Genomic DNA, 25,381 nt, shown 5'->3' with positions numbered 1-25,381 from the left:
ACTGCCTCCCCAAAAGCAGCCTTGAATCTGATTTGCGCCTAAAAGGAAATCCCTAGAGTCCAAACCACCTAGTCTAGTACGACTGAGTCACAAAACCGCAGGCTTTATCCGGCCGGAATCAGCGATGGTTGAAGCATGGACCATCAGCCGAGGAGGCTACATGAGCGGGCGTGGCACCAAGACCAGTGAGATGCGATTTGCGACGTATTTGGAAGGGCTTGCCAGCGTCATCGGTCATGCTGATCGGAAGGCACCGCTGCGCGACTATTGCGTCGGCCTCATGGCCTGTGGCGGTCGTAAGAGCGTGGAGCCAATGGCGGCGATGACGGCTCCGGAACGGACGGCCGCCCAACATCAATCGCTGCTGCATTTCGTCGGCAGCGGCGCCTGGTCGGATGAGAAGGTGCTGGGCAAGGTACGAGAGATGGTCCTGCCGGCGATCGAACGCCAGGGCCCGATCGAAGCTTGGATCATCGATGACACCGGATTTCCCAAGCAGGGGCGACATTCGGTTGGAGTTGCACGGCAATATTGCGGGCAGCTCGGCAAGCAGGATAATTGCCAGGTGGCGGTGTCATTATCGATTGCCAATCACCACGCCAGCCTGCCTGTTGCCTACCGCCTTTATCTTCCGAAGGAATGGACTGAGGATTGCGATCGGCGGCGCAAGGTGGGCATTCCTGCCGAAGTCGGCTTCCGGACCAAGCCGGAGATCGCGCTGGAGCAGTTGCGGTGGGCCTGTGCGACCGGCCTTCCGCGTGGTGTCGTGCTGATGGACGCGGGCTATGGCAACAACAGCGATCTGCGCACGGAGATCACGGCGCTGGGATTGACCTATGTGGCGGGTCTTCTGTCGAGCACAACGGTATGGGCGCCCGGCACCGGTCCCTTGCCGCCGAAGCCATGGTCGGGCCGCGGCCGTCCCCCGAAACTGATGCGCCGCAACCGTCAGCGTCGGCCGGCCGCCGTTAAAGCGCTCGCGATCGGCCTGCCGGCCAAAGCTTGGCGCACCATCACGTGGCGGCAAGGAACGAACGAAAAGCTGAGCTCGCGCTTTGCCCGCGTGCGGGTCCGTGCCGCGCACCGTGATTATTGGCAAACCACCCAGCGGTTGGAGGAATGGTTGCTGATCGAATGGCCGAAAGGCGAGGACCAGCCTACCAAATACTGGCTCTCGACATTGCCGGAGGATGTGGCATTCCGGACTCTCGTAGAGACGGCTAAATTGCGCTGGCGCATCGAACGCGACTATCAGGAACTCAAGCAGGAGGTCGGGCTTGGCCACTTCGAGGGACGCGGCTGGCGCGGCTTTCATCATCACGCAACGATGTGCATTGCAGCCTTCGGATTCCTGATCTCCGAGCGGGAGGCGTTTCCCCCCTCGGGCGCTCGGCGCGCCCGGCCGATCCCGCTCGCTCGCGTTTCCGCGGATTACAGACCCCGCGGTTCTGCCGCTACGGACCCAACGTCACATTCCAAATTCGATCACGACGATGCGACGGCGACTCGAACAAGGGCTGGTCCGAACGTTGTCGAGATGTCCTTGTTGTGCAATCAAGTTCGCCCATTTCACAGACCACCGTTTGTGACGCAGTAAGACTAGAGCAGCCTGCTCATGCTACGCTCCCACCCACATATACCATTGTGTGATCGAGCTAGCCCCGGGGATGATTGTCACGAAGCGCGGGCTCATCTATTATGCACTAATGGCTATGTACTCTCAAGTTTACTCTCCATTCGGGGAGGCGCAGGAACGCACAGCTGAAGGTGCTGTACCTACCCTATATTCCAGTTTGATCGATGACCTGAGTCAGCTGAATTTCGCTGATGCGGATGACCGTCGGGCATTTCCTCCGACCCTACACAGCATATTAGCAAGGCACGGACTGTTCGGGCTCACTACACGAACAGAGCACGGCGGACTAGCTCTTCCCTTGCAAGAGGCCATCGACCTCATCTCTGCCACTGCATCCTTCGATATCTCGGCCGCCTCTACCCTCGTTATCCATAACTTTCTGGCCTTGCCCTGCATCGAAGCAGCACCGCGCATCCCTGAACAAAGGCATGTCATGTGGGGTGCAACACGCGGAGACCTTTGCGCTTTCGCTTTGACAGAGCCTGGGGCTGGCTCTGCCCCGCGGCACATAGAGACTTCGGCTTTCATGCACGAGGATAGAGTTCGCATCTCTGGCCGCAAAATTTGGATTGGCCTCGCTGACTGGGCTCGCTGGATCGTTTGCTTTGCACGAGCCTCTGGTCCCGACGTGAAAGGTCGGCTCGTTGGTGTACTAGTTGATAGGCAGGCTCCGGGCTTAATGGTCACACACGAGCATCGCACACTCGGTCTACGTGGCATTATCCAGAATACTTTGGAGTTCAAGGATGTCGAGGTGCCGAGCGCTTACGTTCTTTCTCGCGATCAAGACGGCTGGGGAACAGCAGCATCCAGTATGAACCGCGGGCGCATCGGTGTGGCTGCGATGGGCCTTGGAGCCCTTGAGCGCGCTATCCAGGTCGCAGCCTCATATGCAAGACATCGTCGACTAGGTAAGCTGCGCATGATTGAGAACAGCTATATCGAGCAGCTATTCGGGCAAATGGTGCTCCGGCGGGAAGTAGTGAAGGCAATGCTAGCTGCATCCTGCCGACTTATCTCAGCGAAGGGCGCGCCCAATGTCCACCTTGCGTCAGCAACGAAGGTTTTGTCGTCGGAGTGGTGCGGCCTCGTCGCTGATCAATGCCTCCAGCTGTTGGGGGGCCGTGGTTACGATGAGGGAACGCCTGTAGCTAAAATCTATCGAGACGCTCGCATTCTCCGCATCTTCGAAGGTCCGACAGAGACGCTCCTATCACATCTCGGCCGCTGCCTTCTCTCTAGAGCCACGCGTGATGAGATAGCCGATCTTTTTCTGTCTCTTGGTGCGGCGCCGGTCCATGCTGCTGCAATTGAGGAACTCTCTGGGCTCAATGAGACAGATGGTACCGTGCTCATCTATGCCGGTTGGCTCACCACATTAGGACTTGCACAAGCAGTCATGTCTGCTGGTTGCTTCTCCGCCTCAGATTGCGCCGCTGCCGCGGCTGACCTTGTTGGTTCCGAACTAGCAACTCTCCGTACTCGCGCACCGGCACGGCTATCTTTCGAAGGCCGCGTTCGCGCTAGTCGGACACTGGATACCTTCCTTCAAGACGCAGCTTCTTCTATCCGCTCACCTGTCCTCACGAGCGATTACCTCAAGCTGGAGCAGTATGTCTGATCCCGTAGCTAACAAGGGGAGCGAGGAGGCCCGTCTTATAACTGCTGGCATTGTGAACGCCCCGATTCACGCTTGCTCCTCTCAGCGAACGCTTGGCGTCCGAAAGCCCGCTCGAAGAAAACGCTGAGCGCCTCAGCTTGCGTCCCGGCGGGGAGAGGACGGCGCCACGGTAGCCTCACTCATGGTACTTAAGGCTTCTCTGAGCTGCTGCCGGTTTGATGGACACCCGGTTAAGCTAATCCCACCTTGCGCTCGAACTCAAGCGGGCTGAGATCGCCGATGGTCGAGTGCCTGCGGGTCGTGTTGTACAACGAGGTTTGAGAACGCCCACAGGACCGCTCTTCGCGTGGTTCTTTATCGATATCATCCTTGGTTTGGTTGCCGAGTTTGCGTTCATGGGGCCGTCGACAAGGCTGGCGATGTCGCCTTCCGCTGCACACTGGATGGATCGCAAGCAGATCGTTGGCTGGAGGTTCCAGCATGGATGTTCGACCGGACGGCATGCCCTGAGGCGGAGCTTTTGGCAGCTCGGCCATTTGTCAGCATAACCGCACTTGCAGCGCTTTCTGCGCTTCTCGATCTGGTGTTGATGGATCGAACGCCATCAGCTGCCCTGCTTTCTAGCGCATCCAGAGCCTCTCACGACCAGAATCGGGGAGAGACCCATGTCACGGCAGACGGCAATGCCAGGGAGCGGATACCGACACAATCGACAACCGCGGCCGCAGCAACAGATGGATCTGTTCGGGAGCGGCCTGCCGAACGGCGCCATCCGCGCGCCAGCATGGCCGGAGTTGCCGGCGGAAGCCCGGGCGGCCCTCACAAGCCTGATGACGCAGTTGATCCTCGACCATGCTGCGATGACAGCGACGCCGCCCGCGAAGGGGGTCGATCATGATCTCTGACAAGGTCAGGCCTCATCATCTGGAGCGTAAGGCGATTCTTTACGTGCGCCAATCCTCAGCACATCAGGTGTTGCACAATCGCGAGAGCAGCGCATTGCAATACGCCATGCGGGACCGGCTGACGGCACTCGGGTGGTCAGAGATCGAAGTGATCGATGATGATCTCGGTCGTTCAGCCGCCGGCGGCGTGCAACGCGCCGGTTTCGAGCGAATGGTAGCGGAGGTTTGCCTCGGTAAGGTTGGTGCGGTTTGCGCCCGCGAGGTCTCGCGCTTCGCCCGCAACAGCCGGGATTGGCAGCAACTCATCGAGATGTGCCGCGTGGTCGATACCGTTCTGGTCGATCAGGAGACGATCTATGCACCGAGGCACGGCAACGATCGCCTGCTACTCGGGCTCAAGGGCAGCCTCAACGAGTACGAACTGGATTTGTTGCGCCAACGCTCGCTCTCGGCCCGCTACGAGAAGGCGCGCCGGGGCGAGTTGGTTGTGGCGGCGCCCGTCGGTTTCGTGAAGGCCGGCGACCGTTATGAGAAAGATCCGGATCGGCGTGTCCAGGAAGCGATCAAGCTGGTGTTCGACAAGGTCGAGGAACTGGGCAGCGCGCGACAGGCGCTCTGCTGGCTCCACGAGTACAATCTCGATCTACCAGTGAAGCAGTCCAACGGCGACACAGCCTGGCGGCGACCGAGTTACTCCGCCATCCACCGGATCATTGAGAACCCGGTCTACGGCGGCGCCTATGCCTATGGTAAGACGGCTGTGGCGGCGGGATACAGCGCCGGGGGCGTGAGCGTGAAGATCCGCCGCAAGACGCGGAACGAATGGCTGGCGCTGATGCCCAACACCCACGACGGGTATGTGAGCTGGGAGAGGTTCGAGGCGATCCGCACCATGGTCAGCAGCAACGTTCCCACCGGTCGGCATCACGGCGCACCCAAGCATGGGGACGCGCTGCTGGCCGGTCTGATCCGGTGCAAGCGCTGCGGCCGCAAGCTCACACTCCGGTACTCCGGCATGGAAAACCATATCCCGCGCTACAGCTGCAGCCGCGCCTGGATGGACAATGGCGGGGCCCACTGCATCGCCTTCGGCGGATTGCGTGTCGATGATGCAATCGAGGACGCACTGCTTGGCGTCGTCGGTCCGGGCGCTATCGCCGCTGCAACCGCTGCCGCCGAAGGAGCCAGGGAACGGCGGGATCAGGTGCGCGATGCGCTCAGTCGCGATCTGGAAGCGGCGCGCTATGCCGCCGACCGGGCTTTCCGGCAATACGATGCCGCTGACCCCGCGAACCGGTTGGTGGCGAGTGAGCTGGAAGCGCGCTGGAACAGGGCACTCGCTCACGCGGCGGAGGTCGAGGGCAAGATCGCCATGCATGATGCGGCGACGCCCGCACCCATTGCTGATCCAGCTTCGCTCGGCGTACTGGCCTCGAACCTCAAAACGGTCTGGGATGCGCCGACGACGGATGCTCGTCTCAAGAAGCGCATTGTACGCACCCTCGTCCATGAGGTCGTGGCCGATATAGACGACGCGGCGTCCGAGATCGTTCTCATCGTCCACTGGGTGGGTGGCGCTCACAGCGAGTTGCGCTTGCCCAAGCGCCGGCGCGGACAGCGCAACAGCACTTCCGCCGATATTATCCAAGCCGTGCGTCAACTGGTGCTGATCGCCAGCGACGATCTGATTGCCGGCCTCCTCAACCGAAACGGCCTCAAGACGGGCAACGGCAATCGCTGGACCCGCGAGCGCGTCACATCAATGCGCTCGAGCTACCACCTCCCGGTATTCAAGCCCGCCGATGACGGGATCGAACCCTGGCTCAACCTTAGCAACGCCGCAAAGCTCCTGAAGATCGCGCCCAAGACGCTCCGGCTGGCCGCTGAAGCCGGCGAAATCGAAGCCTTCCATCCGCTGTCGGACGGCCCGTGGATCTTCGCCCGCGCCTCGCTGATAACAACTGCCGCTCAATCTATCGCCGAACGAGCGCGACAGAACCCAAGATACCCCACGGGATCGCATCCCAATCAGCAAAGTCTCTTCTCTTCAACAACATAGACAGATGGGTGTTCTGATGCGCGGTTGTAGAAGCCCTCGATGAAGGCGAAGATATCGCGCTGGGCTTCGGCGCGGGTGTTGTAGTCGCGATGATGGACGAGCTCGGTTTTCAACGTATGAAAGAAGCTCTCCATCGGGGCGTTGTCGTAGCAATCGGCCTTGCGTGCATGTTTCGCGGGATCGTGAGCACGGATTTCAGGGGATCGTGAGCAGAGATTTCAGACGATCGTGAGCACGGATTTCGCGGGATCGTGAGCAGCTTTTCAGCAACTCAGCCCGCTTCGGCCGACAACTCAACCGGCTTAGGAACTGCCTCGTCAGTGAACGAGGAAGGCCGATGCCCACCCAGAGATTGTCGATGCGCCGGATCAAAGAGGTTCTCCGCTTAAAACATGTTCAAGGCTTGCCGGAGCGAGCCATCGCGCGCACCTTGGGCATCAGCAACGGCGCCGTGCACAGCTATCTACGCCGAGCCGGGGCTGCCGGGCTGAAGTGGCCGTTGCCGGCCGGAATGAGCGACGAGGACCTGGAGCTGCTGCTTTTCCCGGCGCCGAGGCCTGCGTCGCAGAGCCCCCAGCGGGCCGTTCCCGACTGGGGCTATGTCGACAAGGAGCTGCGCCGACGCAACGTGACCCGTCGGCTGCTGTGGGACGAGTATCGCGCCACCCATCCCGATGGCTTCGGCTACACCTGGTTCTGCACGACGTACGAGGCCTGGAAGGGGCGAGCCCGGCCTTCGATGCGGCAGACGCATCTGGGCGGCGAGAAGGTTTTCGTGGATTTCGCCGGCGACACCATCGACGTCATCGATCCCTCAAACGGGGAAGTGCAGTCGATGAAGCTGTTCGTCGCGGCGATGGGCGCCTCCAACTATACCTATGCCGAGGCCTGTCCAAGCGAGGGGCTCGCCGACTGGATCCGGGTCCACATCAATCTTTTCGCCTTCCTCGGCGGCGTGCCGACATTCGTAGTCTGCGACAATCTCAAGGCCGCCGTCACCAATCCCGACCGCCACGATCCCGGCCTCAACCGAACCTATGCCGAGATGGCGAGCCATTACGGCACGGCCATTCTCGCAGCCCGGCCGCGGCGCCCAAAAGATAAGGCAAAGGTCGAAGTTGCGGTGCAAGTCGCCCAGCGATGGATTCTGGCGCGGCTGCGCAACCAACGCTTCTTTTCGTTGGCGGAGCTGAACGCAGCCATCAAAACACTCGTCGTCGAACTCAATGCAAGGCAGATGCGCGACTTTGGCGCCAGTCGCGCCGAACTGTTCGCCGAGCTCGACAAGCCCAAGCTTACAAAGCTGCCGGACCAGGCTTACGCTTTCGCACGCTGGAAGCGATGCCGGATCGGCCCCGACTATCATATCGAGATCGATGGACACTGGTATTCCGCGCCGTATCGGCTCATCCGTGAGCTTGTCGACGCACGCATCGATGACAGAACGGTCGAGATCTTCCACAACGGCCGCAGGATCGCCAGCCACGCCCGCGCGCCCAACCGGCGGGGCCACACCACCATCGCCGACCATATGCCCAGCGCCCATCGGCGCTACGGTCAATGGACGCCCGCCGGAGTGATCGTCGCCGGCGAGCGGATCGGTCCGTCGACCGCCGCCTTCTTCCAGGCCGTGATCGCGGCCCGGCCGCATCCCGAGCAAGGCTTTCGCACCTGCCTCGGCATTCTGTCACTGGTCAAAAGCTACAGCGCGGAGCGCGTCGAAGCGGCCTGCCGGCGCGGCATTCTGATCAAGGCGCGATCCGTCGCCTCGATCCGCTCCATCCTCCAGAACGGTCTGGATCGTACCTTTCTCGACGAGCCCTCCGAACACCAACCCCTGCGCCACGGCAACATCCGCGGCCGCGATTATTTTCACTGAAGCCAAGGAGACCTGTATGCTCAACCATCCCACCCACGAACGCCTGATCGAGCTCGGCTTGAGCGGCATGGCCAAGGCCTTCGAGGAGCAGCGACGATCGCCTGATCTCGAAGCCTTGCCGTTCGAAGATCGCATCGGCCTGCTGGTCGACCGGGAAGCGGCGGAACGCGACACCAGGCGGCTCACCACGCGCCTCAAGCTGGCCTCGCTCCGCCAGAATGCCTGCGTGGAGGACGTCGATTTGCGCACGCCGCGGGGTATCGACCGGGCCGTCTTCGCCAAGCTCGCCAGCGGCGACTGGATCGATCGCCACGAGAATTTGCTCATAACCGGGGCGACCGGATTGGGCAAAAGTTGGTTAGCCTGTGCCCTCGGCCACAAGGCCTGCCGAGATAATCGCTCGGTCCTCTATCACCGCGTCCCAAGATTGTTCGAAGCGTTGGGGCTCGCGCGGGGCGATGGACGTTATGCCCGCTTGCTCAAAACCCTTGGCCGCGCCCAGGTTCTGATTTTGGATGATTGGGGATTGTCGGTGCTCACCGCTGCCGAGCGGCGCGATCTACTGGAAATCCTTGACGATCGCCATGGCCGCTCCTCCACCATCGTAACCAGCCAACTCCCTGTGGACACATGGCACGAAGTTATCGGAGATCCCACGCTAGGCGACGCGATTCTGGATCGCCTCGTCCACAACGCTCACCGCCTCCAGCTTGCTGGCGAAAGCATGCGAAAACGCAACGCCAAAACCATCACCCTTGACGAGCAGCCAGAACGCTGACCCTATCACCGCCTCGGCCGGAGCGAGGCTGCTCACGATCGTCTGAATTCGGCGCTCATGATCGCGCGAAATCGCTGCTCACGATCACTGAAATATGCAGTCGACGCTGGAGCGCGAGTTTACCGCGCTCTATTCGCCGATTTGGCGGCCGTCGATCCCGCCGGAGAAGTTGCTGCGGGCGATGCTGTTGCAAGCGTTTATTCGATCCGTTCGGAGCGGCTTTTGATCGAACGGCTGGAATACGACCTGCTGTTCCGCTGGTTCGTCGGAATTGGCGTCGACGACGGAGCCTGGGACCATTCGGTGTTCTCGAAAAACCGCGACCGGTTGCCGGAAGGCGACATCGCGGCCAAGTTCCTCGCGGCGGTGCTGGCGCAGCCCAAGGTGAAGAAGCTGCTGTCGAGCGATCACTTCTCGGTCGATGGCACGCTGATCGAGGCCTGGGCCTCGATGAAGAGCGTGAAGCCGGTAGAGGGCAATGACGTCAGCGGCCGTGAAGTCCTAGCCCTTGAGCGAGGTCGCCAGGATTACCCAATCAGCGGCCTCAAGTGTTTGCCTGGAGAGTTGATGGCCTCCCTTCTGGGCCGTCTTGCGTGCCTTGCGTCGCGCCTCCGCGGCCGCATGCGCCTGCTTTTTGACCGCGACCAAGCGCACAGCAAGCGGTTGCGCGCCGGACTTGCGCTCTATCCAGATCGGTCGATCGATCATGCCGCCTGCCAAGGCCTTGCGCAGCTCTGCGATGAGACCGACAAGGTTGCCGTTGCGATCCAGCCAACGCGCGCTCTTCCAGCCCGCGCGGATCACGAAGTCCGCGCCGGCATCGACGCACTGTGGATACGCCACACTGCGTTGTTTTGCCTGCCCTCGGTCCCGCTTTGGGGACCGTCGTGGCATCAACGATGCGGATCAGCCGACCGCGGCTTGCCTTCGGCGCACCACTCGCAAGTGCCTGACCTATCAGTTGCGCCAGCCAATCTCCGGACTGACGCAAGCGATACAACAAAGCCACGTTGGAGATGCCGACAAGGCCCACCGACGTCGCCCACGCCGCCGTCAGCCGCAGACCCCGCGTGCCCAGACAATACGCAAGTATCAGCCGCAGCAAATCAACCGCATTGGTGATCTCGCGCGGACGAACAAACGCCTTCGTCTCGCGCGCGCTAACCTCTAGGTCGTGTGGACACTTACCGCATCCAAAGAACGATGGCTGCGAGAGTGACGACGGCTAGGTAATCTCGGGCGGTCTTTTCGAAGCGGGTTGCGACGCGGCGGAACTGCTTGAGCTTTGAGAAGCAGCATTCGAAGAGGTGCTTGTCCAGCGGGTATTTGAGTGCGCGTGACGGGTTGTTGGGGATGACGGCGAGCGCGCCCTTGGCGGCGATGGCTTGGCGCAAATGATCGGCGTCATAGGCCGTGTCGGCCATGACGACCTCGGCAGGTAGTCCCTCGATCAATGCGGCAGCTTGCGGTGCATCGCCCTTCTGGCCTGCGGTCAGCGCGAACCGTACGGGACATCCCAAGCCACGAACGGCCATATGTATCTTGGTGCTCAGCCCCCCGCGCGAGCGGCCGATCGCCTGATCTTCAGACCCCCTTTTTTGGCCCCGGCGGCGTGCTGATGCGCCCGGACGATGGTTGAATCGACGATCAGATATTCGAAGTCAGGATCATCGGACATCGCCTCGAAGATCCGCCACCAGACGCCCTTGATGCTCCATCGACTGAAGCGCCGGAGAACACGCTGTTCCAATCCCCGAACGCCTCCGGGAGATCACGCCAGGGAGAGCCCGTGCGAACAATCCAAAGTACACCTTCCACGAACATCCGATTGTCGCGCCAAGTGGAGCCCTTCTGGTCGGGGCGACCTATAATCAGCGGCGCCATCCGCTCCCAAGCCGCGTCGCTTAATACCAAGCAGTCCATCACACCCAAGACTGCCTCCCCAAAGCAGCCTTGAATCTGATTTGCGCCTAAAAGGAAATCCCTAGAGTCCAAACCACCTAGAGCCTCAGCCCCACCAAGCCGAGCAACAACACGCGCCCAGTCTTCGTTCACAAGCGATTCGTGTCTCATCCCTTCTTGGAATCACATACAAATTCAACACGCAATCCTATTTTAACGCCTATGGGCCTGCGCCAGGGTCGATGCCGTCGGTGTTGCGGGCCTCGGCCGGCGCACCGATCGTGAGCCCCCAAAAGGTGGCACCTCCGACCCTGTTCATCGCGACGTGGAAATTGGGCGCATTGCGTAGCGTGACACCATAGAACGTGATGTTCTGCGCCTGATCGATCTGGATCAAACGCGGGGCGTTCTGATTGCCGCTCTCAGTCTGATCGCGGCGGCGCGAGACGTGAACCTTGCAACCCGGCGACAGCACCTTGCTTGTGAGCGAACAAAGATGAGCCGGTCAAAACGGCTGATCCCAACACTTGTCACGCGCGTGAGCGTTCGTGGCTTGGCTTCTCGCCACTTGCACTTGTGCGCGAATTCTTGCGCTCTACACCGCTCAGCCATTGCACCAAGCCAAGCCCCTGTTGCGAAGACCCGGTTGGCAGCCTACTTCCAGCTGTCGCTCGGTTGGACGCTGCCCCCAGCATCCGCTCGCAGGTTAGCGGGATCCAAGACAGGCTCCAATTGACGTGGTCGCACGTTATGCTCTCCGACCTCCTGCGCACGTGCGCTGAAGTGTCCCAGAGCAGATCGATGAGCCGTCTTCACGCTTCGGCGTTTGCTCGAGCTCTGTCAATTCTGCTTGGTACCTGGCCACATCCGATCGCGCGCGAAGGAGCTTGACTTTGATCTCGTCTCGTCGCCTCGATTCCTCTTCAAGCCGCCAATTATCCTCGATCGGCTCAATGGTCATTTACGTACGGTCTCCGATCTGCAGATGACTACAATCCTCAAAGCCTCGGACTGTCGATCTCCGGCGCAGGTGGACCTTTGCCAGAACGACTTGAGGCACTGTTCACAGCAAGTTGCTCGAATTGTGCGTAGCACGTTTAGGATCACCATTCGTCGATACCGTACAGAGCAATCTCATCCTCGGCGCAGGACCGAAGCCGCACCGGAAGATAGAGAGCTTGCCAGGCGAGGCTGCGTCTCCGATGCAGCTCGCTGACCGCTTGAAATGAACGAGCAAGTTTCATCTGACTCACAGATCAGGTGCCGCGAGATCGCAATAGTCGCCGCAGCGGACGCTCGGCACATCGAGCAACCGACGTGCCAGTGACGCCGACCGCCGTTTTTGACGAATCGCGGCACCTCTCGGCGCGCTGTCTGGATACCGACGTCGGGCTTCGGACAACCGACGTCTTCGATCACTGGGCTGAAATGGCTCATACTGCAAGTGGTCTGGGCGGACTTACCAAACACACACCATCGAGTGCGCAGATCTCGGATCAATGCTATTCCACCTGTTGCACCGCTGCGCAACGTCCGGTTCTGTGGCGGCGAATATTCACAACCGGAATGCTCGCCGCCGCATTGTCGCGTACCGCTACCCGTCGCCATTGAGGAGCCGAGCGGCCGAACGGCGTCAGGCCGCATTCTCCGCAACTTCCAAGGCCCGCAGGTTCATCAAGGGAACGAAGTTCCATTGCTGCGCGGGCGAGCCGTTGAACTTGAACAGCCAAACCGGGTTGCCGTCACTCGTGCCACGGGTCTTATTATCGATACACAGACTGTTATCCGGGAGGCTAAGGATGAAGCCGGGGCTCTTGAGAAATTCCCACCGCTGACTTTGGATGGCTGGGTTATACACTTTGAGCGAGAGGAGAGCCTCCGGCGCGACGCGATCGGTGCCGACCGCGAGATTGCCCCCGCTCGAGTTCAGTGTAATCGCTCCAGTATCGAAGTTGAGGTCCCAGAGAACGTAACGGAGAGGCGTATCTTTCTTCCGTAGCACGACCGCCGCACCGTCTTGCTGATCCTTCACGCCGAGCACGAAGTTTCGGTCTTGTTTGTACTCGATAAGGTAAAGACCCATATTTTCCTCCTGTTGGTTTGCTGAGCTTGCGAAGGCGAGTCCTATCCAGCACGCAGAGGGGGCTGGGCGTTTGAGCCTTCGTTGTGATCTAAGCAAATGACATGCCACGGCTGCGTTGTGCTCTGGGAAGAGGCTACTCGAGCAACGCTTGCGCTGTTCTCGATCACGGCATTCAAGACCACGTACTTTGGCTATCCTCAAAATAACGATGGACGTCGCGAGTTCAGGTTCAATGGAATAGCTCTTCGACAACCGCACGCACGAGCGCGCCATCACGGCTGCATCTCGCCCTTGTACGCACGCAGGCAATAGAGAGCGGAATGCTATGAAAGGCCTTTCTGTTTTGGTGGCTTTGGGGGCTCGGGTGGCTGAACAGTCTTGTGAAGCTCTACAATCGCGTCGAGCACGTCGCTAATCGAGATATTCCCCTCCGACCATTCTTTAAGCGCCGCTATCGCCTTTGTCAGAGCCTCTTCGCGGGTCACGGCATGATCCCCTGTGATGGATGGCTGAGACCGATCAACAGTAAAGACGCACGGACGGTGGGGTGGATCGCCGCCCGTGCGAGTTGGCGCTACGAAAGGGCTTGATTGTCTCGTAAGCGTCACTAACGTAGAAGCACCCAAGCCGTCGATATCTCAGCAACTTGCGTGCCAGACGGTCATTGGATGTTCGAGGGAAAACGATGTGCTTTCACAGCGCCCGGAGGCTTCTCGCGGTCAATCAGTATCAGCTTTCGGACATGCCCGTCATCACGTGCAAGCAAATGAACGAAGTGGGGCAAAGAAACAAACGCGCTTAACCCGTCTTATTCGTCAGAGGGCGCCCGAGAGGCTGGCGAGCGTGGTGTAAAGCGCTGAAGCGGCGTAGGATTCGGTTGCAAAGCCAACCCCATCACCTTCAGCCGCGAACAGCACGGCCGCCATGACCGATGATACGATTCTGCCCTTCTCGTTTCCAGCCGTTCACGCCAAGAAAGTCACAGCTGCCTTCGATGGCGGTCGGCTGACCTCGAACGGGGGCGTGATGCTTCTGGCGATGGCCGAGCGGCGCCTCGGCTTGGCCGACAATTTGGCCCGCGTGTTCCCGGATCGGCGCGATCCGACGCGGGTCGTGCACAGCCTTGTCGATATGTTCCGCGCGCGCATGTTCGCGATCTGCTGCGGCTACGAGGACGCCGACGACCTCGATCATCTGCGGTCCGATCCCGCATTCAAGCTGGCCTGCGGACGGCTGCCGGACACGGGTCGCGATCTGTGTTCCCAACCGACGCTGTCGCGGCTGGAGAATGCTCCGCGCCTTCGACGCATGGATGGATAGCTACCCGCGCGAGCCGGCATCCGTCACGCTCGACATCGATGATACCTGCGATGTCGTCCACGGCCATCAGCAGCTCTCGCTGTTCAACGCTCATTATGACGAACGCTGCTTCCTGCCGATCTACGGTAAGCGTAGCTCTGCGGCCCTTTTGAATGGCGCTTGACGCCTATTTTGTTCGCGTGGCGCGTCGCCGCGGCTTCCTTGTGTCGGACAACGCGTTGACGGCGGCTTCGAGTGCCTTCCGGTCGACGACGTTGGGATCGAACCGCTCCGGGCCCCAGAGGCGCATGTGTCCGTGCTCGGGATGGGCGGGGTCGCTGATGGCGGCGAGGTATTCGGCATAGCCTGGCGCACCGCCGACGTCTTCCGGAGGACAACGACCGGCGGCCTCGAGCAGGAAGGGAAGCCCCTCCGTCGTGGTGTTCTCGAACCATTTTTCGAGCTTGATCACATGGTCCCAGCTGTCGCCGAAGTCATAGAGATAGTGGATCGTCTTGGCGCCGGTCTCGCGAACGATATCGCACAGCCGCGCTTTGCGGGCATCCATGGGCTGGTGACCGTAATCATTGTCGGGGTCGGGAATCCCCCAATGTGCCTCACCAGCAAAGAACTCGAAGAGGTGACTGTTCGTCCAGCCGAATGCCTCCTGAAGCGTCAGATGCAGCCGATCAAGGCGCAGGGTGACGGGTACGACAAGGCGACGCATCACCTCCGGCTTCACATCCTTGAGGGTCACCTTGATCCGGACCGCGGTCGTGTTCAGGCTCATGCCGCCAGCCTCGGATCGCGTGTATGCATCGTATAGGTCGACGCCCAGGGAAGCAGTTCGTCCAGTCGCGCTGCAGGCCAACCATTGACGAGCTTGGCGAGAACGTCAGCGAGCCAGTGCTCGGCACTGACGCCATTGAGCTTACAGGTCTCAATGAGCGAAGCCAGCAATGCCCAATTCCCGGCGCCTTCGTCGCAACCGGCAAAAAGAGAGTTCTTGGCGTTGAGCTTGATCGGTCGCATCGCACGCTCGACAGCATTCGTGTCCATTTCGATGCGCCCATCATCAAGATAGAGCGTCAGGCCGTCCCAATGACGTAGTGCATAGCGCAAAGCCTTCGCCGTGTCGCTCTTCTGCGCAAGGTGATCGAGCTTGGCCTCAAACCACTGCTTCAAGGCTGCAACCAGAGGCCGGGTATGCGCTTGTCGGCCAGCACGGCGCTCGTCCGCAGATCGGCCGCGGAGGGCCTTCTCGACCGCGTAAAGCTGGGCGATGCGCTCAAGAGCCTCGCGGGCAACCGGAGCTGGCGCAGGCGCAGCCTCCCGCTCGATCTTCACAAACTGGCGCCGCAGATGCGACCAGCAGAAGGCGAGCGTCCCGGACAGGGCGTCCGCACGCGTCTCTCGGGTCATGGTCTTGTAAGCCTGATAGCCGTCGCAGTGGATGATGCCGCGATAGCCCTCCAGCAGCCGCAAGCCATGAACGGCGCCGCGGCCCGGTGCATAGGCATAGACTACCCCAGGCGGATCAGGTCCGGCCCAAGGCCTGTCATCGCGTGACAGCGCCCAGAAGTAGCCGGTTTTTGTTCTGCCGCGCCCCGGATCCAGCACCGGCGCCGGGGTCTCATCGACACAGAGCTTCGAGGAGGCGAGCAGAAGCTGGCGCAGACGATGCCACACGGGCTTCAATTCCTGGGCGGCATAGCCGACCCAGAAGGCGAGCGTGGAACGATCCAGCGCTATTCCGTGCGTCGCCAGCATCTGCGCCTGGCGGTAAAGCGGCAAATGCCAGTGATACTTGGCATCGATCACATGCGCGACCAGCCGCTCGGTGGGCAATCCTCCCCTGATCAATCGCTCGGGAGCCGCGTGCTGCAGGACGACGCCATGACAGGCGCGGCAGGCCAGCTTGGGACGGCGGGTGATGATGACGCGATACTGCGCCGGAACGACGTCGAGCCTCTGGCTCTCATCCTGACCAATCTCGAAGAGGTTGCCCTTACAAGACGGGCAGCAGCTCTCGGCCGGCATCATAGTCTCGATGACGCGCGGCAAATGCTCCGGCAGCTGACCACGGTTGGCTCTGCGCGCGGCAGCTCTCTTCTCGCCTGTTTTGGGATTGGCACGATTCTCGGCGGCTTCGAGAGCCGCAACGGCCTGATCGATATCCTCCAGAACAAGCTGCAGCTGATCAGCGTCCAGCTTTTCCGAGGACCGACCGAACTGCGCATCTTTCGCAAGCTTGAGCAACCGCTCGAGCCGGGCGCAGCGATCCAGCAGAGCCGCGGCAAAGGCACGCAACTCGGCTGGATCGCTCGGTAGCTCATCAGGCAAATCACTCATTGGCCCGAGCTTGCCATGCTTCGCGTCACGATGCAGCGATGATTTGCATTTTTACGCAAGCGCTTTCGGCTGCGGGATCCGAGGCGCGTGCATGCGCGTCCAATCCATGCCGGCCAGCAGTGCTGACAGCTGGGCCCCATTCATCCGCATCACACCGGCCACGATGGGTGGCCATTTGAAGCCGCTGCCATCGAGCCGCTTCCAGTACATCACAAGGCCGCTGCCATCCCAGACGACGATCTTCACCCGATCGGCGCGCTTCGCACGGAACACCACCGCCACGCCCTTCATCGGGTCATGGCCCAGCGTATCCTTCGCCAGCAGCGCCAAGCCCTCTGCACCCTTCCTGAAGTCCACAGGTTGCGTCGCCACGTAGATCATGAGGCTCGCCGGCATCGTCAGCATGAACGTGTCCGTCGCAGCGCAATGAACACATCGCTCAACGCAGCAAGGCCAGGCGCCCCGCGCACCTCCACGCGCGCGCCCTGGAACTCAACCGTAACAATGGCTGCTTCCGGCGAACCGGAGGGCTCTGCGGCCGCAGGCAACGCTAATTCCGACACCACCGGCACGAACGACAGCGTGTCCGCCGACGCCGGCAATACCAACTGGCCCAAACGCGCCCGGCGCCGCCAATCATGCACCTGCTGGGGCCGGCAGCCATGGCGACGAGCGACGTCTGTTACAACCGCCCCCGGTTCGAGGCTTTCCGCCGCAATCTGCGCCTTCAAATCATCCGGCCAGCGCTTTCGACCTGCGCCAGCGAACACTTCAATACGCGGTGACAACGGTCGTCTTATGTCGTCAGAATGGTCGTCCATTGTGAGCACCCTTCCAGAAGATGACTCTTCTAACGGTGCTCTCAAGACTCCGCACAAACAATCAGACGGGCCTCGGCGCTACGCTTACGATCTACGTCTACGACACGGAGAAGAGCCGGCCCGTGGCGGTCGTGCTGCGGCCCGGCAAGACGCCGGGCGGCGTCGAGGTGCGTGCCCATCTGCGCCGCCTGATACGGCATATCCGGACGCGGTGGCACAACACGCGAATTACGTTCCGTGGCGACGGGCGCTATGCCCGGCCGGAGGCAATGGCGTGGTGCGAGACCAACGGCATCGACTACATCTTCGGTCTGTCCGGCACCAAGCCGCTCGCCAGAAAAGTCGACGAGGCCGCCGACGGCATCCGCACGCGACGCACCATCGAGAACCTGCCGGTTCTGCGTGGCTATACCGAGACGCGCCACAAGGCAAAGTCCTGGGATCGCGAACGACGTACCGTCGCCCGTATTGAGGCGACGATGCTCGGCCTCGACATCCGTTTCGTCGTCACCAGCCTCGATGTCGGCTCGGCCGAGTGGATCTACGACAGCCTGTATTGCGCGCGCGGCCAAGCCGAGAATCTGATCAAGCTGCATAAGACGCAGCTCGCCTCCGATCGCACCAGCTGCCGTTCGGCGCTCGCCAATCAAGTCCGCCTCGTTCTCGACACCGCCGCTTATTGGCTGATGCTGACCGTGCGCGACGCGATTCCCAAAGCCCGGGAATTGGCCACAGCCGAGTTCGCGACGCTGCGTCTTCGTCTCTTGAAACTCGCTGCCCGTGTCGTCGAGACCACGAGCCGCATTCGCCTTGCGTTTGCCGCGGCATGTCCCGAAGCCGACCTGATCCGCGGCTTGCCAGGCGCGCTGCTGCCGCTCGGTCCTTGACCGGCGAGGCGTCCGCCCCCGTTCGCCCAACCTACACCTCAAGCGCGTTGCAAAGTGCCGGTCGTCAGGCGGTGAAAAGCCGAAGGCAATCCCGCGCGCCTCGTCAGAGCAGATGTGTGGCCACATCAAGCGGACTAAAAAAGCACTCTCACGAATAGGACGGGTTAGCCAAAGCTCCGCTCTCAGCTTCCGCTTGGGAAGCTGAAGTCGGCTGCCGCGGGCACAGAATCGGTCTCAAAGTGCTGAACCAAGGGCTGAAGCACTAATGCGGCCGCTCGCCGCGCGATATCGTTTGCGAATAGATCATGATGCGCTTGCCCCGCGAAGGCGGGTGGTCAGGCTGACTACGAGAGATGCGCGATGACCGACTTGCGGACCTGATAATCACTCCGACGGCGCGAATTATCGCCAAGAAGTCGTCGAAGCTCCCCCTGAGGCCAGCCGCGTGAGACATCCTCTCCACTGCCGCCTCTCGCTTGGCGGCAGTGATCCCGGGTTGACCTCCCGTCCGTCGCACACAGAAGAACACTTGCGACGTGAGCTGGTTGCACGGCCTTCCGGCGACGCCGAACCGATCTTTCTGCACCCGCTCTGCCTCGTCCTCTAAACCATCATACCGTCGCGCGAATCTTAGCAGACAACATTGCCGCTTCGGATGGTCCTAGCCCAACAATACCTACAAAGCTCGGCGGCGGCCTTGGGATGTGCCGATCAGTGGGTCTCCAGAGGTGAAGGCAGTACCGGCTGTTATTGACATACTGCGAATGCGGCGGATGCAATTGCATGACGCATTCCTCCTCATCCCAGAACAAGTCTTTGACAAAGCACATCTCTTGCCAGTTCGGACAACGCCGCGGCGTCGAAACGGCGACCTGCTCCCAGCCCGGACGGACAAAGCCACTGATTTTCAGTTCACTCCCGCAAGGGCCCTGCACCAAGAACAGCCCACCGGGGCCTGATCCTGGTACGCTGGCGAACTTGCCGGATCGTACGCGGCCGGCTTCCAGCTTCTCTATGATCTGCGCTCGCACGCACCCTCCTTTGCTTTACGGATCGCTTTGAAGTCGACGTAGATGACGTTGTTTGGCAACTCATGAGCCAGCGCAAGCTCCGTCAGCAGCGTAGCGGTCGAGCACCACTCTCCAGCGAACCATCTGCTGAGAAAGCCGCAGATGTCCATCATCACTTGTTCTCCCATTACTTAGTTCTCGGCAGCTCACATCCTCTTCAAGCACCCGACGAACGCCTTCACTGCACTCCCCGATTGCATGAAAGGCCGGCAATGCACGAAGTGCTCAATCCGATTCATCCGCGGAATTGACCTCCACACTCACGAACACCCGATGGGGTAACCAGCCCCGCCAGACAACTCGGTCACGAAGCGCGCTTTTGGCGACACATCTTACTTACCCATGCCCGCGGGCGCTGATCACCCGGCGCCGGACAGAGTGCGCTTCAGCAAGGTAAGATCCGCGCTCGATTTCCCGCACTTGCAAAACGAGTGTTCATTAGCCTTTCCGTTCAAGTCTCGAGGATGCATCTCGGCAATATGAAATTTGTCAATCGACGCGTATCACTTCATCCCTCCTGTTCTGATGTCGCATCCGATATCCGTTTGTGCACTCGATTATGGCTCGCCGAAACGACGTCACGCCGCACGGACTGACGCGACGCAAAAGCAATATCGGCTTTGGCCCGATGCGGCCTTGTGACGTGGCAGCACTTGAATCATTCGCAGCTCTCGCCGCTAGCGGAGCCTGAAACAATGCCAATACGTCATCTATGTGACCATGAAGAACTTGTCGGACCAAAAATTCGAACGGGCGCGTCTAGCTCGTGAATGCTTGGCACAATGTGTTTCGGATCGAGTTGATAGCATCCTACGGCTCCTCGCGAGGATGATCCGACATGACGAGTTAGTCCTTTGGACAGACCATCACTGCGACCATCCGCGGATCTTCAGGCGCGTCGATACAATGCAACAACTGGCGCATCGTTGCAGGTATGACGTCAGCAAACATTCACGCTTGCCTCACATTGCTGGCGTCGGCTTTCGGACATCGATGGTCGCAACTCCAACAATCGTCGATCGGTCCACAGCGCCGCACTCTAGAGGCACGCATCTAACCCTTGTCGAGCGGTGCGGGCACTTCTCGATTACTGGCATACTGATTGCTGTAGTGTCGAAACAGGAAGGACACGCTATCCTGACATCAATTTGCATTGGACTCGTTGTTTGGTGTTTGGTTTTGACTTATGCATTGCCAAAGCACGTTTCGGACTTGCACGGCATCTCCCTGATCGATAATACGCGACCAAGTCGACAGGCCGCATACCTCACGTGCAACAAGCCGAATTCTGACACTCCGAGCTTTGGAAGACCAACTGATGGATAACACGAGGCGTCCGGACGCTAACCTTTTTCCCTGGACCAGTGGAGCATGCGAGGAATGACGCACTGGCGCGCACCAAAGCAGTCCATGGTGAAGCATTACGCTGCTGACCGCCGCTCTTGGCAGACGCAGAGGAGATGGAACCTGTCGCCGCTGGCCGGGCTTCTCCTTCATGCGCTGCTTTGGGCCAGTATATGTTGGATCATCGCAGCGTCCTTATGAGCGAAACGATGAGCCAGAGGAGATCTCAGTGGATGGGTGCTGGTATAGGAGGGCTTTTCGATGCCGTCGTATACCGCGGCCGCGGTCTTGCAATTGTTGAGTGGCTAGATATGAAAACCTCCGAGGTCAGACAGGCAGGTGAAGAAGTGTTGGATGTCGCGGATTATCGGACTTATATGCCTGCAAGCTTGACTTGACCTGACGGCAGCTATTTTCCCATCCGGTATTCGGCACTACGCCCGACAAGTGCTTTACGTTTCTCGCGCAAGAGCGGGACTAAGATCGGCGCGCCGGCTCGATAGTAGGCGGATTAGCTTTCGAGAAGCTGACGAAAAGAGTACGCTTGCGCCTATACAATCCCTTGTAGGTCGTTAAAGCGGCTCGCTGCGCTGAGGCGGCATGCTGACTGGGATTCGATTGGAACGCTTTGTGCGAGAGAGGACCGTCTGGAGATTCTCGGCACGGCAGCCTCTGCAATGAATCGCCCACCCGAGTACCGAGCCAGATTGTTGCTCGCCGTTGGCATTCGTGGCGATCTGCCGATGGAGGTTCCATCGACACGCGAGACGCTACGACTCTTGGCCGGACCAAGTGCCCCGCTCGTTCTTGTGAAATGGACCCCGATTTTGGGACCAGAGGTTAGTTGGAAAAGGGCCGCTCCGTTTGATAGACGGAGGGCATGATGACGACGAAGACGAGACGCAAGATCGACGCGGCACTGAAGGCAAAGATTGCGCTGGAAGCCGTGCGGGAGCAGGCGACGGTGGCCGATCTGGCCCAGCGCTATGAGGTTCACCCGAACCAGATCTATGCCTGGAAGAAGCAACTGCTGGACCATGCGGCGCGGGCCTTTGATGCGGGTGTCGGGCGCGAGAGCGAGGAAACGCGCGAACGCGAGATCGAGAAGCTGCACGCCAAGATTGGACAACTGACGGTCGAGCGCGATTTTTTAGCGCGGAGGTCCGGAAGATGAGCACGCCGGACCGTCGAGGAATGCTCGATCGCGCGGACAAGGCGCTGTCGATCCGTTGGCAATGCCTGTTGCTTGGCATCGCGCGCTCCGGGGTCTACCGGCCGCCCCGGCCGGCCAACGACAACGACCTTGCCCTGATGCGGCGGATCGACGAGCTCTTCATCGCCTGGCCGTTCCTGGGCTCGCGGCGAATGACCGCAATGCTGAAGGCTGAGGGGCTTCAGGTCAATCGCAAGCGCGTGCAGCGGTTGATGCGCAAGATGGGCATCGCGGCGCTGGGACCGAAGCCGAACACGACCAAGCCGGCGCCGGGCCACAAGATCTATCCTTATCTGCTGCGCAACATGCGATCGACCGGCCGAACCAGGTGTGGGCCGCCGACATCACGTATCTGCCCATCGGCCGTGGCTTTTCTTTATCTCGTCGCCATCATCGACTGGGCGAGCCGTGCGGTTCTGGCGTGGCGATTATCGAACACGATCGACGTCTCGTTCTGCGTGGCGGCTCTGGAAGGGGCGCTGGCGAAGTACGGCAGGCCGGAGATTTTCAATACCGACCAAGGCAGCCAGTTCACCAGCGCGGCCTTCACCGGCGCGTTGGCGGGCGCAGGGATCAAGATCTCCATGGATGGCCGCGGTCGTTGGATGGACAACGTCTTCATCGAGCGGCTGTGGCGGTCGCTAAAAGCATGAGGACATCTATCTCAAGGGCTATGCCGACGGCCGCGAGGCCAAGGCAGGGATCGCGAGCTGATCGCCTTCTACAACGATCGTCGCCTTCATCAGGCGCTCGGCTACCGCACGCCGATGGCGGTCTGGCGCGAACGGATGCAGGCCGCGAAGGCTGTGGAATGGTGGACAACGCTGACGCGTTGACCACATGCCCACAGCAGCAACAGTGTCTCTGGCAGCGTGATAGGAAGTAATCAGGAGCGGTCAGTTTCCAACTAACAAACCGGCTCAAGCGGCCCCGCTCCGCGGGTCCATTTCACTTGTGCGTCTGCCACTCTAGGGCGCGCCGAGCGAGCTCGTCGTATTCCTTGGCTATCTTGAGAAGCCTATCTCTGGCTTTGCCGTACGCCAGCGCTTCCGCTTTCTCTCGCGTTGCTTCCGCACGGCCGCGCCAAAGGTCGGGATCGTAGAGTTTACTCTTCGGATTCATAGCGATGAACATGCAATTTGCAGATCAAACAAATGTGACAGTGGCGCTCCGTACAATTACGTAGCAGTGACGCTTGTGGCCCTGGGTTATCAGCGAGTAGACACCAACGGTGCGCGCAAACTCATACTTGCCCTGAGCGTGGTCATAGAGACGCCGCGGTTTACAAACACTCAGCGCGAGGTTTCGCCGGAGCACACTCGTCCTTCTGACGGACCCTGTAGATCCCAAGATGTATTCAGACGACAGGGCTTGAATCGCACGTAGCGTCAGATTGCACGATCCTAGACGAGTGAAGACTGTTTCGAACAATCCGGGCGTTTCCCGCCAAATCCCCAGAACTGCGAATGTTTCAAACACCCCAAGCTCAACCGCGAGATTCAAAGCACACTTGGCTGCACCTTATTGGTGGCTGGTCCAATGAGAGGTAGAAACAATTGCGCTCTTCGAGACATGGACGGCCCCTTTCGATCATGGCATGCGCAGGGGAACGGACGCCCGGTACTGACGCCAACTCGATTGCCCCCGCTCTTGCGTCAAATGAAGTGGCACGCACGTTGCGGGACCGCGCCGCGCGTGACAGGGACACGCGCGATGACAGCTTTGCCTGCGCAGTCGAGTGCATCATTTGTCAATGGATTGAGCAGCCCTGCCTTGGGCGCTCCTCGCCGCCTTTCCTGGCCCGCGGTCACAAGTCCTGTTCGATCCCTGCGTCGGGACTACGATGGCCTCCTCCGTCGGTTGACTCGTCATTAGGCTGCGGCCGCACTTTAGACTCATGCAAAAGCCTCCCAATGCCTCACGAGATCGGGGCATGACCGCGGCCACCGCACGATCACCGAAAGCTTAACCGTGATCAAATTGTTGGGTCAGTGCAGCTCGGCGCCGGCAACGACAGATGCTGACAAGTCGCCGCGAAAATACCGACTCCCGGCCCGGATGGTTTCGCAAGAGAAAAAAACGGTCTCGCAGGCGCCCACCGTAAGCGCCGTTCAGCGGCCACCTTCCGGACCACGGGCGATCTGCGAGTCTGCGGTTTGTTTGAACCGTTAGGAGCTATCGCCAAATTTTGGTGACGGCGCGGCCGGTCAGGCGGCGGCGGTTATGGGCTGACGGTCAGTCGGTTTGGCGATGAGCTCGATCCCGTCGTTGAATGTCACACCGAGAACGAGTTTTGGCAACTGGTTGTGGCCATCGAGACGACGCCGGCTTTTCTGCGCGGCCTCAAGCAGTTTGAAGACCATCGCGAGCGCCGTTCTGTTGGACAGGCAGCCCTTTGATCGGATCGTGCGGTGGCGCACGGTAGCGAAGGTGCTTTCAATGGGATTGGTGGTCCGCAGGTATTTCCAGTGTTCGGCCGGGAAGTCGTAGAACGCCAGTAGCGTGTCCCGATCCTTGCTCAGGCAGTCGGCCGCCTTCTCGTATTTGGGCGTATAGCTCTCGATGAAGGCGTCGAACGCCAGCTCGGCGGCGGCCTTGGTTTCGGCCATCCAGCTCTCCTGCAACGCGCGTTTGGCTTTAGGCTGCTGGCTCTTCGGCAACTTGGCGATCACGTTGGCGGTCTTGTGTACCCAGCAGCGCTGCTCGCGCGTTTTCGGCCAGACCTCGCCGGCGGCCTTCCAGAACCCGAGCGCGCCGTCGGCGATGGTGAGCCGCGGCGGCACGCCGAGCCCGCGCCGCTTCAGGTCGAGCAGCAGATCGCGCCAGTCCTGCGCGCTCTCGCGGGCGCCATCGGTGAAGCCGACCAGTTCCTTGCGGCCTTCCGGCGTCGCGCCGATCAGCACCAGGATGCACTGCTTTTCGTCTTCGAGGCGTGCTTGGAGATGGATGCCATCGGCCCAGATGTAGACGTAGCGCTTCGCCGACAGATCGCGCCTCTGCCACGCGGTGTGTTCGTCAAGCCAACCGTCCTTCAGACGGCCGATGGCGGATGCCGACAACCCGGCAGCATCCTTGCCGAGCAGCGCCGCCAGAGCCTCGGAGAAGTCGCCGGTGGAGATACCCTTCAGGTAAAGGATCGGCAGCAGCGTCTCGATCGATTTCGAGCGGCGCATGTAGGGCGGCAGGATCGACGGAGAGAACCGGATGCGGTCGGGATCGGTAGCCTCCGCCTCGCGATCGCGTACACGCGGCTGGCGGACGCCGACCGGACCGATACCGGTCATCACCTCGCGTTCCGGCAGGTGACCGTGGCGCACGAGCGCTGGTGGCCGTCCGCAGTCCTCAAATCGGCATGCTTGCCGAGAAAGTCCGCGACCTCGGCCTCGACCGCCTGGGCCAACAGAGCACGCGCCCCATTGCGCAAGATTTCGGTGAGTTGATCGTCGACGTTTCCTGGCTGAATCAACTTGATGATGTTATCTTTGGACACGGCATATCGCTCCTTCGGTGGAGAAGTGGAGGCGTCAAGCAC

16 protein-coding genes and 6 pseudogenes are annotated in these 25,381 nt (G+C 60.5%); 11 read left to right on the top strand and 11 right to left on the bottom strand.

What is annotated here, in order from left to right; all coding sequences use genetic code 11:
* Positions 1-160: 160 nt before the first annotated feature.
* The 4 genes from HAP41_RS44655 (at position 161) to HAP41_RS44640 (ending at position 6,221) form a co-directional block, all read left to right on the top strand.
* On the top strand, positions 161-1,597 hold the full coding sequence (locus tag HAP41_RS44655; protein WP_166105276.1) for an IS701 family transposase: 1,437 nt from the start codon (positions 161-163) through the stop codon (positions 1,595-1,597).
* A gap of 70 nt (positions 1,598-1,667) precedes the next feature.
* On the top strand, positions 1,668-3,257 hold the full coding sequence (locus tag HAP41_RS44650) for an acyl-CoA dehydrogenase family protein (RefSeq protein ID WP_166072377.1): 1,590 nt from the start codon (positions 1,668-1,670) through the stop codon (positions 3,255-3,257).
* Between the two features lie 734 nt (positions 3,258-3,991).
* The gene (locus HAP41_RS44645) at positions 3,992-4,162 is read left to right on the top strand and encodes a hypothetical protein (protein WP_206706209.1); all 171 of its coding nucleotides are present in this window, start codon (positions 3,992-3,994) and stop codon (positions 4,160-4,162) included.
* On the top strand, positions 4,152-6,221 hold the full coding sequence (locus tag HAP41_RS44640) for a recombinase family protein (RefSeq protein WP_166065785.1): 2,070 nt from the start codon (positions 4,152-4,154) through the stop codon (positions 6,219-6,221). The genes HAP41_RS44645 and HAP41_RS44640 overlap by 11 nt, the downstream gene beginning before the upstream one ends.
* Here HAP41_RS44640 and HAP41_RS44635 read toward each other — a convergent pair.
* Positions 6,191-6,388 (bottom strand): annotated as a pseudogene (locus tag HAP41_RS44635) (IS3 family transposase); the annotation flags it as partial. The gene HAP41_RS44640 and the pseudogene HAP41_RS44635 sit on opposite strands and share 31 nt — an antisense overlap.
* Positions 6,389-6,558: 170 nt before the next feature.
* On the opposite strand from HAP41_RS44635, the gene istA reads away from it, so the two are divergent.
* The 3 genes and pseudogenes from istA to HAP41_RS44620 all read left to right on the top strand — a co-directional run.
* Entirely contained in the window at positions 6,559-8,100 is a 1,542-nt protein-coding gene (gene istA / locus HAP41_RS44630) for an IS21 family transposase (protein ID WP_166063394.1), read from the top strand.
* A 16-nt stretch (positions 8,101-8,116) separates the two neighbouring features.
* Positions 8,117-8,878, top strand: coding sequence for an IS21-like element helper ATPase IstB (gene istB, locus HAP41_RS44625; RefSeq protein WP_166063422.1), 762 nt, complete (start codon positions 8,117-8,119; stop codon positions 8,876-8,878).
* Positions 8,879-8,984: 106 nt separating this feature from the next.
* Positions 8,985-9,358 (top strand): annotated as a pseudogene (locus HAP41_RS44620) (transposase); the annotation flags it as partial.
* Positions 9,359-10,062: 704 nt separating this feature from the next.
* On the opposite strand, the pseudogene HAP41_RS44615 reads toward HAP41_RS44620, so the two are convergent.
* From HAP41_RS44615 to HAP41_RS44605, 3 genes and pseudogenes are all read right to left on the bottom strand, one after another.
* Positions 10,063-10,810, bottom strand: a pseudogene (locus HAP41_RS44615) (IS5 family transposase).
* A 190-nt stretch (positions 10,811-11,000) separates the two neighbouring features.
* A complete protein-coding gene (locus HAP41_RS44610; protein ID WP_248577157.1) occupies positions 11,001-11,177 on the bottom strand; it encodes a glycosyl hydrolase family 28 protein in 177 nt (58 codons plus the stop codon).
* A 1,236-nt stretch (positions 11,178-12,413) separates the two neighbouring features.
* Complete coding sequence (locus HAP41_RS44605; RefSeq protein ID WP_166072413.1) at positions 12,414-12,863, bottom strand: RICIN domain-containing protein; 450 nt, start codon at positions 12,861-12,863, stop codon at positions 12,414-12,416.
* Between the two features lie 924 nt (positions 12,864-13,787).
* Here HAP41_RS44605 and HAP41_RS44600 point away from each other — a divergent pair.
* A pseudogene (locus HAP41_RS44600) lies at positions 13,788-14,307 on the top strand (transposase); the annotation flags it as partial.
* A 42-nt stretch (positions 14,308-14,349) separates the two neighbouring features.
* On the opposite strand, the gene HAP41_RS44595 reads toward HAP41_RS44600, so the two are convergent.
* Genes HAP41_RS44595 through tnpA form a run of 4 tightly spaced genes read right to left on the bottom strand, consistent with a single transcriptional unit; the run spans position 14,350 to position 17,335 of the window.
* Positions 14,350-14,952 (bottom strand): plasmid pRiA4b ORF-3 family protein, encoded by a 603-nt coding sequence (locus HAP41_RS44595; protein WP_166055583.1) that lies wholly within the window; start codon positions 14,950-14,952, stop codon positions 14,350-14,352.
* Entirely contained in the window at positions 14,949-16,514 is a 1,566-nt protein-coding gene (gene tnpC, locus HAP41_RS44590; RefSeq protein ID WP_166055670.1) for an IS66 family transposase, read from the bottom strand. Before tnpC ends, HAP41_RS44595 begins: the two co-directional genes overlap by 4 nt.
* Before the next feature lie 51 nt (positions 16,515-16,565).
* Positions 16,566-16,919, bottom strand: a complete 354-nt coding sequence (tnpB, locus tag HAP41_RS44585; RefSeq protein WP_166065968.1) for an IS66 family insertion sequence element accessory protein TnpB — start codon at positions 16,917-16,919, stop codon at positions 16,566-16,568.
* Positions 16,913-17,335, bottom strand: a complete 423-nt coding sequence (tnpA, locus tag HAP41_RS44580; RefSeq protein ID WP_166055731.1) for an IS66-like element accessory protein TnpA — start codon at positions 17,333-17,335, stop codon at positions 16,913-16,915. Before tnpA ends, tnpB begins: the two co-directional genes overlap by 7 nt.
* A gap of 83 nt (positions 17,336-17,418) precedes the next feature.
* Between tnpA and HAP41_RS44575 the strand changes: the two are divergent.
* Positions 17,419-18,222 (top strand): annotated as a pseudogene (locus HAP41_RS44575) (IS1380 family transposase); the annotation flags it as partial.
* A 611-nt stretch (positions 18,223-18,833) separates the two neighbouring features.
* Here the strand turns inward: HAP41_RS44575 and HAP41_RS50980 are convergent.
* A complete protein-coding gene (locus HAP41_RS50980) occupies positions 18,834-19,052 on the bottom strand; it encodes a DUF7694 domain-containing protein (protein WP_420840919.1) in 219 nt (72 codons plus the stop codon).
* Between the two features lie 182 nt (positions 19,053-19,234).
* Positions 19,235-19,405: a hypothetical protein gene (locus HAP41_RS44570; protein ID WP_166072483.1), complete on the bottom strand. Its 171-nt coding sequence runs from the start codon at positions 19,403-19,405 to the stop codon at positions 19,235-19,237.
* Between the two features lie 2,114 nt (positions 19,406-21,519).
* Here HAP41_RS44570 and HAP41_RS44565 point away from each other — a divergent pair.
* Positions 21,520-21,810 carry a transposase gene (locus HAP41_RS44565; protein WP_208067552.1) on the top strand — a complete coding sequence of 97 codons (291 nt, stop codon included), beginning with the start codon at positions 21,520-21,522 and terminating at the stop codon, positions 21,808-21,810.
* On the top strand, positions 21,807-22,502 hold the full coding sequence (locus HAP41_RS44560) for an IS3 family transposase (protein ID WP_224580571.1): 696 nt from the start codon (positions 21,807-21,809) through the stop codon (positions 22,500-22,502). Before HAP41_RS44565 ends, HAP41_RS44560 begins: the two co-directional genes overlap by 4 nt.
* 1,554 nt (positions 22,503-24,056) lie before the next feature.
* Here HAP41_RS44560 and HAP41_RS44555 read toward each other — a convergent pair.
* Positions 24,057-25,339, bottom strand: a pseudogene (locus HAP41_RS44555) (IS256 family transposase).
* Positions 25,340-25,381: the final 42 nt, after the last annotated feature.

It is taken from the genome of Bradyrhizobium barranii subsp. apii (assembly GCF_011516635.5).
GTDB classification, from domain to species: Bacteria; Pseudomonadota; Alphaproteobacteria; order Rhizobiales; family Xanthobacteraceae; genus Bradyrhizobium; species Bradyrhizobium barranii.
Note: the sequence above shows the minus strand (reverse complement) of the source record. Positions and strands in the feature narration are given on the sequence as shown.

Coding starts and splice junctions, on each gene's coding strand:
- HAP41_RS44605 (WP_166072413.1), bottom strand. CDS start 12,863: ATGGGTCTTTACCTTATCGAGTACAAACAAGACCGAAACTTCGTGCTC.
- tnpB (WP_166065968.1), bottom strand. CDS start 16,919: ATGCTGACGATGCCGGCGAGCCTCATGATCTACGTGGCGACGCAACCT.
- HAP41_RS44565 (WP_208067552.1), top strand. CDS start 21,520: ATGACGACGAAGACGAGACGCAAGATCGACGCGGCACTGAAGGCAAAG.
- HAP41_RS44595 (WP_166055583.1), bottom strand. CDS start 14,952: ATGAGCCTGAACACGACCGCGGTCCGGATCAAGGTGACCCTCAAGGAT.
- HAP41_RS44655 (WP_166105276.1), top strand. CDS start 161: ATGAGCGGGCGTGGCACCAAGACCAGTGAGATGCGATTTGCGACGTAT.
- istB (WP_166063422.1), top strand. CDS start 8,117: ATGCTCAACCATCCCACCCACGAACGCCTGATCGAGCTCGGCTTGAGC.
- HAP41_RS44570 (WP_166072483.1), bottom strand. CDS start 19,405: ATGATGGACATCTGCGGCTTTCTCAGCAGATGGTTCGCTGGAGAGTGG.
- HAP41_RS44560 (WP_224580571.1), top strand. CDS start 21,807: ATGAGCACGCCGGACCGTCGAGGAATGCTCGATCGCGCGGACAAGGCG.
- HAP41_RS44650 (WP_166072377.1), top strand. CDS start 1,668: ATGATTGTCACGAAGCGCGGGCTCATCTATTATGCACTAATGGCTATG.
- HAP41_RS50980 (WP_420840919.1), bottom strand. CDS start 19,052: ATGTGCTTTGTCAAAGACTTGTTCTGGGATGAGGAGGAATGCGTCATG.
- HAP41_RS44640 (WP_166065785.1), top strand. CDS start 4,152: ATGATCTCTGACAAGGTCAGGCCTCATCATCTGGAGCGTAAGGCGATT.
- istA (WP_166063394.1), top strand. CDS start 6,559: ATGCCCACCCAGAGATTGTCGATGCGCCGGATCAAAGAGGTTCTCCGC.
- tnpA (WP_166055731.1), bottom strand. CDS start 17,335: ATGGACGACCATTCTGACGACATAAGACGACCGTTGTCACCGCGTATT.
- HAP41_RS44645 (WP_206706209.1), top strand. CDS start 3,992: ATGGATCTGTTCGGGAGCGGCCTGCCGAACGGCGCCATCCGCGCGCCA.
- tnpC (WP_166055670.1), bottom strand. CDS start 16,514: ATGAGTGATTTGCCTGATGAGCTACCGAGCGATCCAGCCGAGTTGCGT.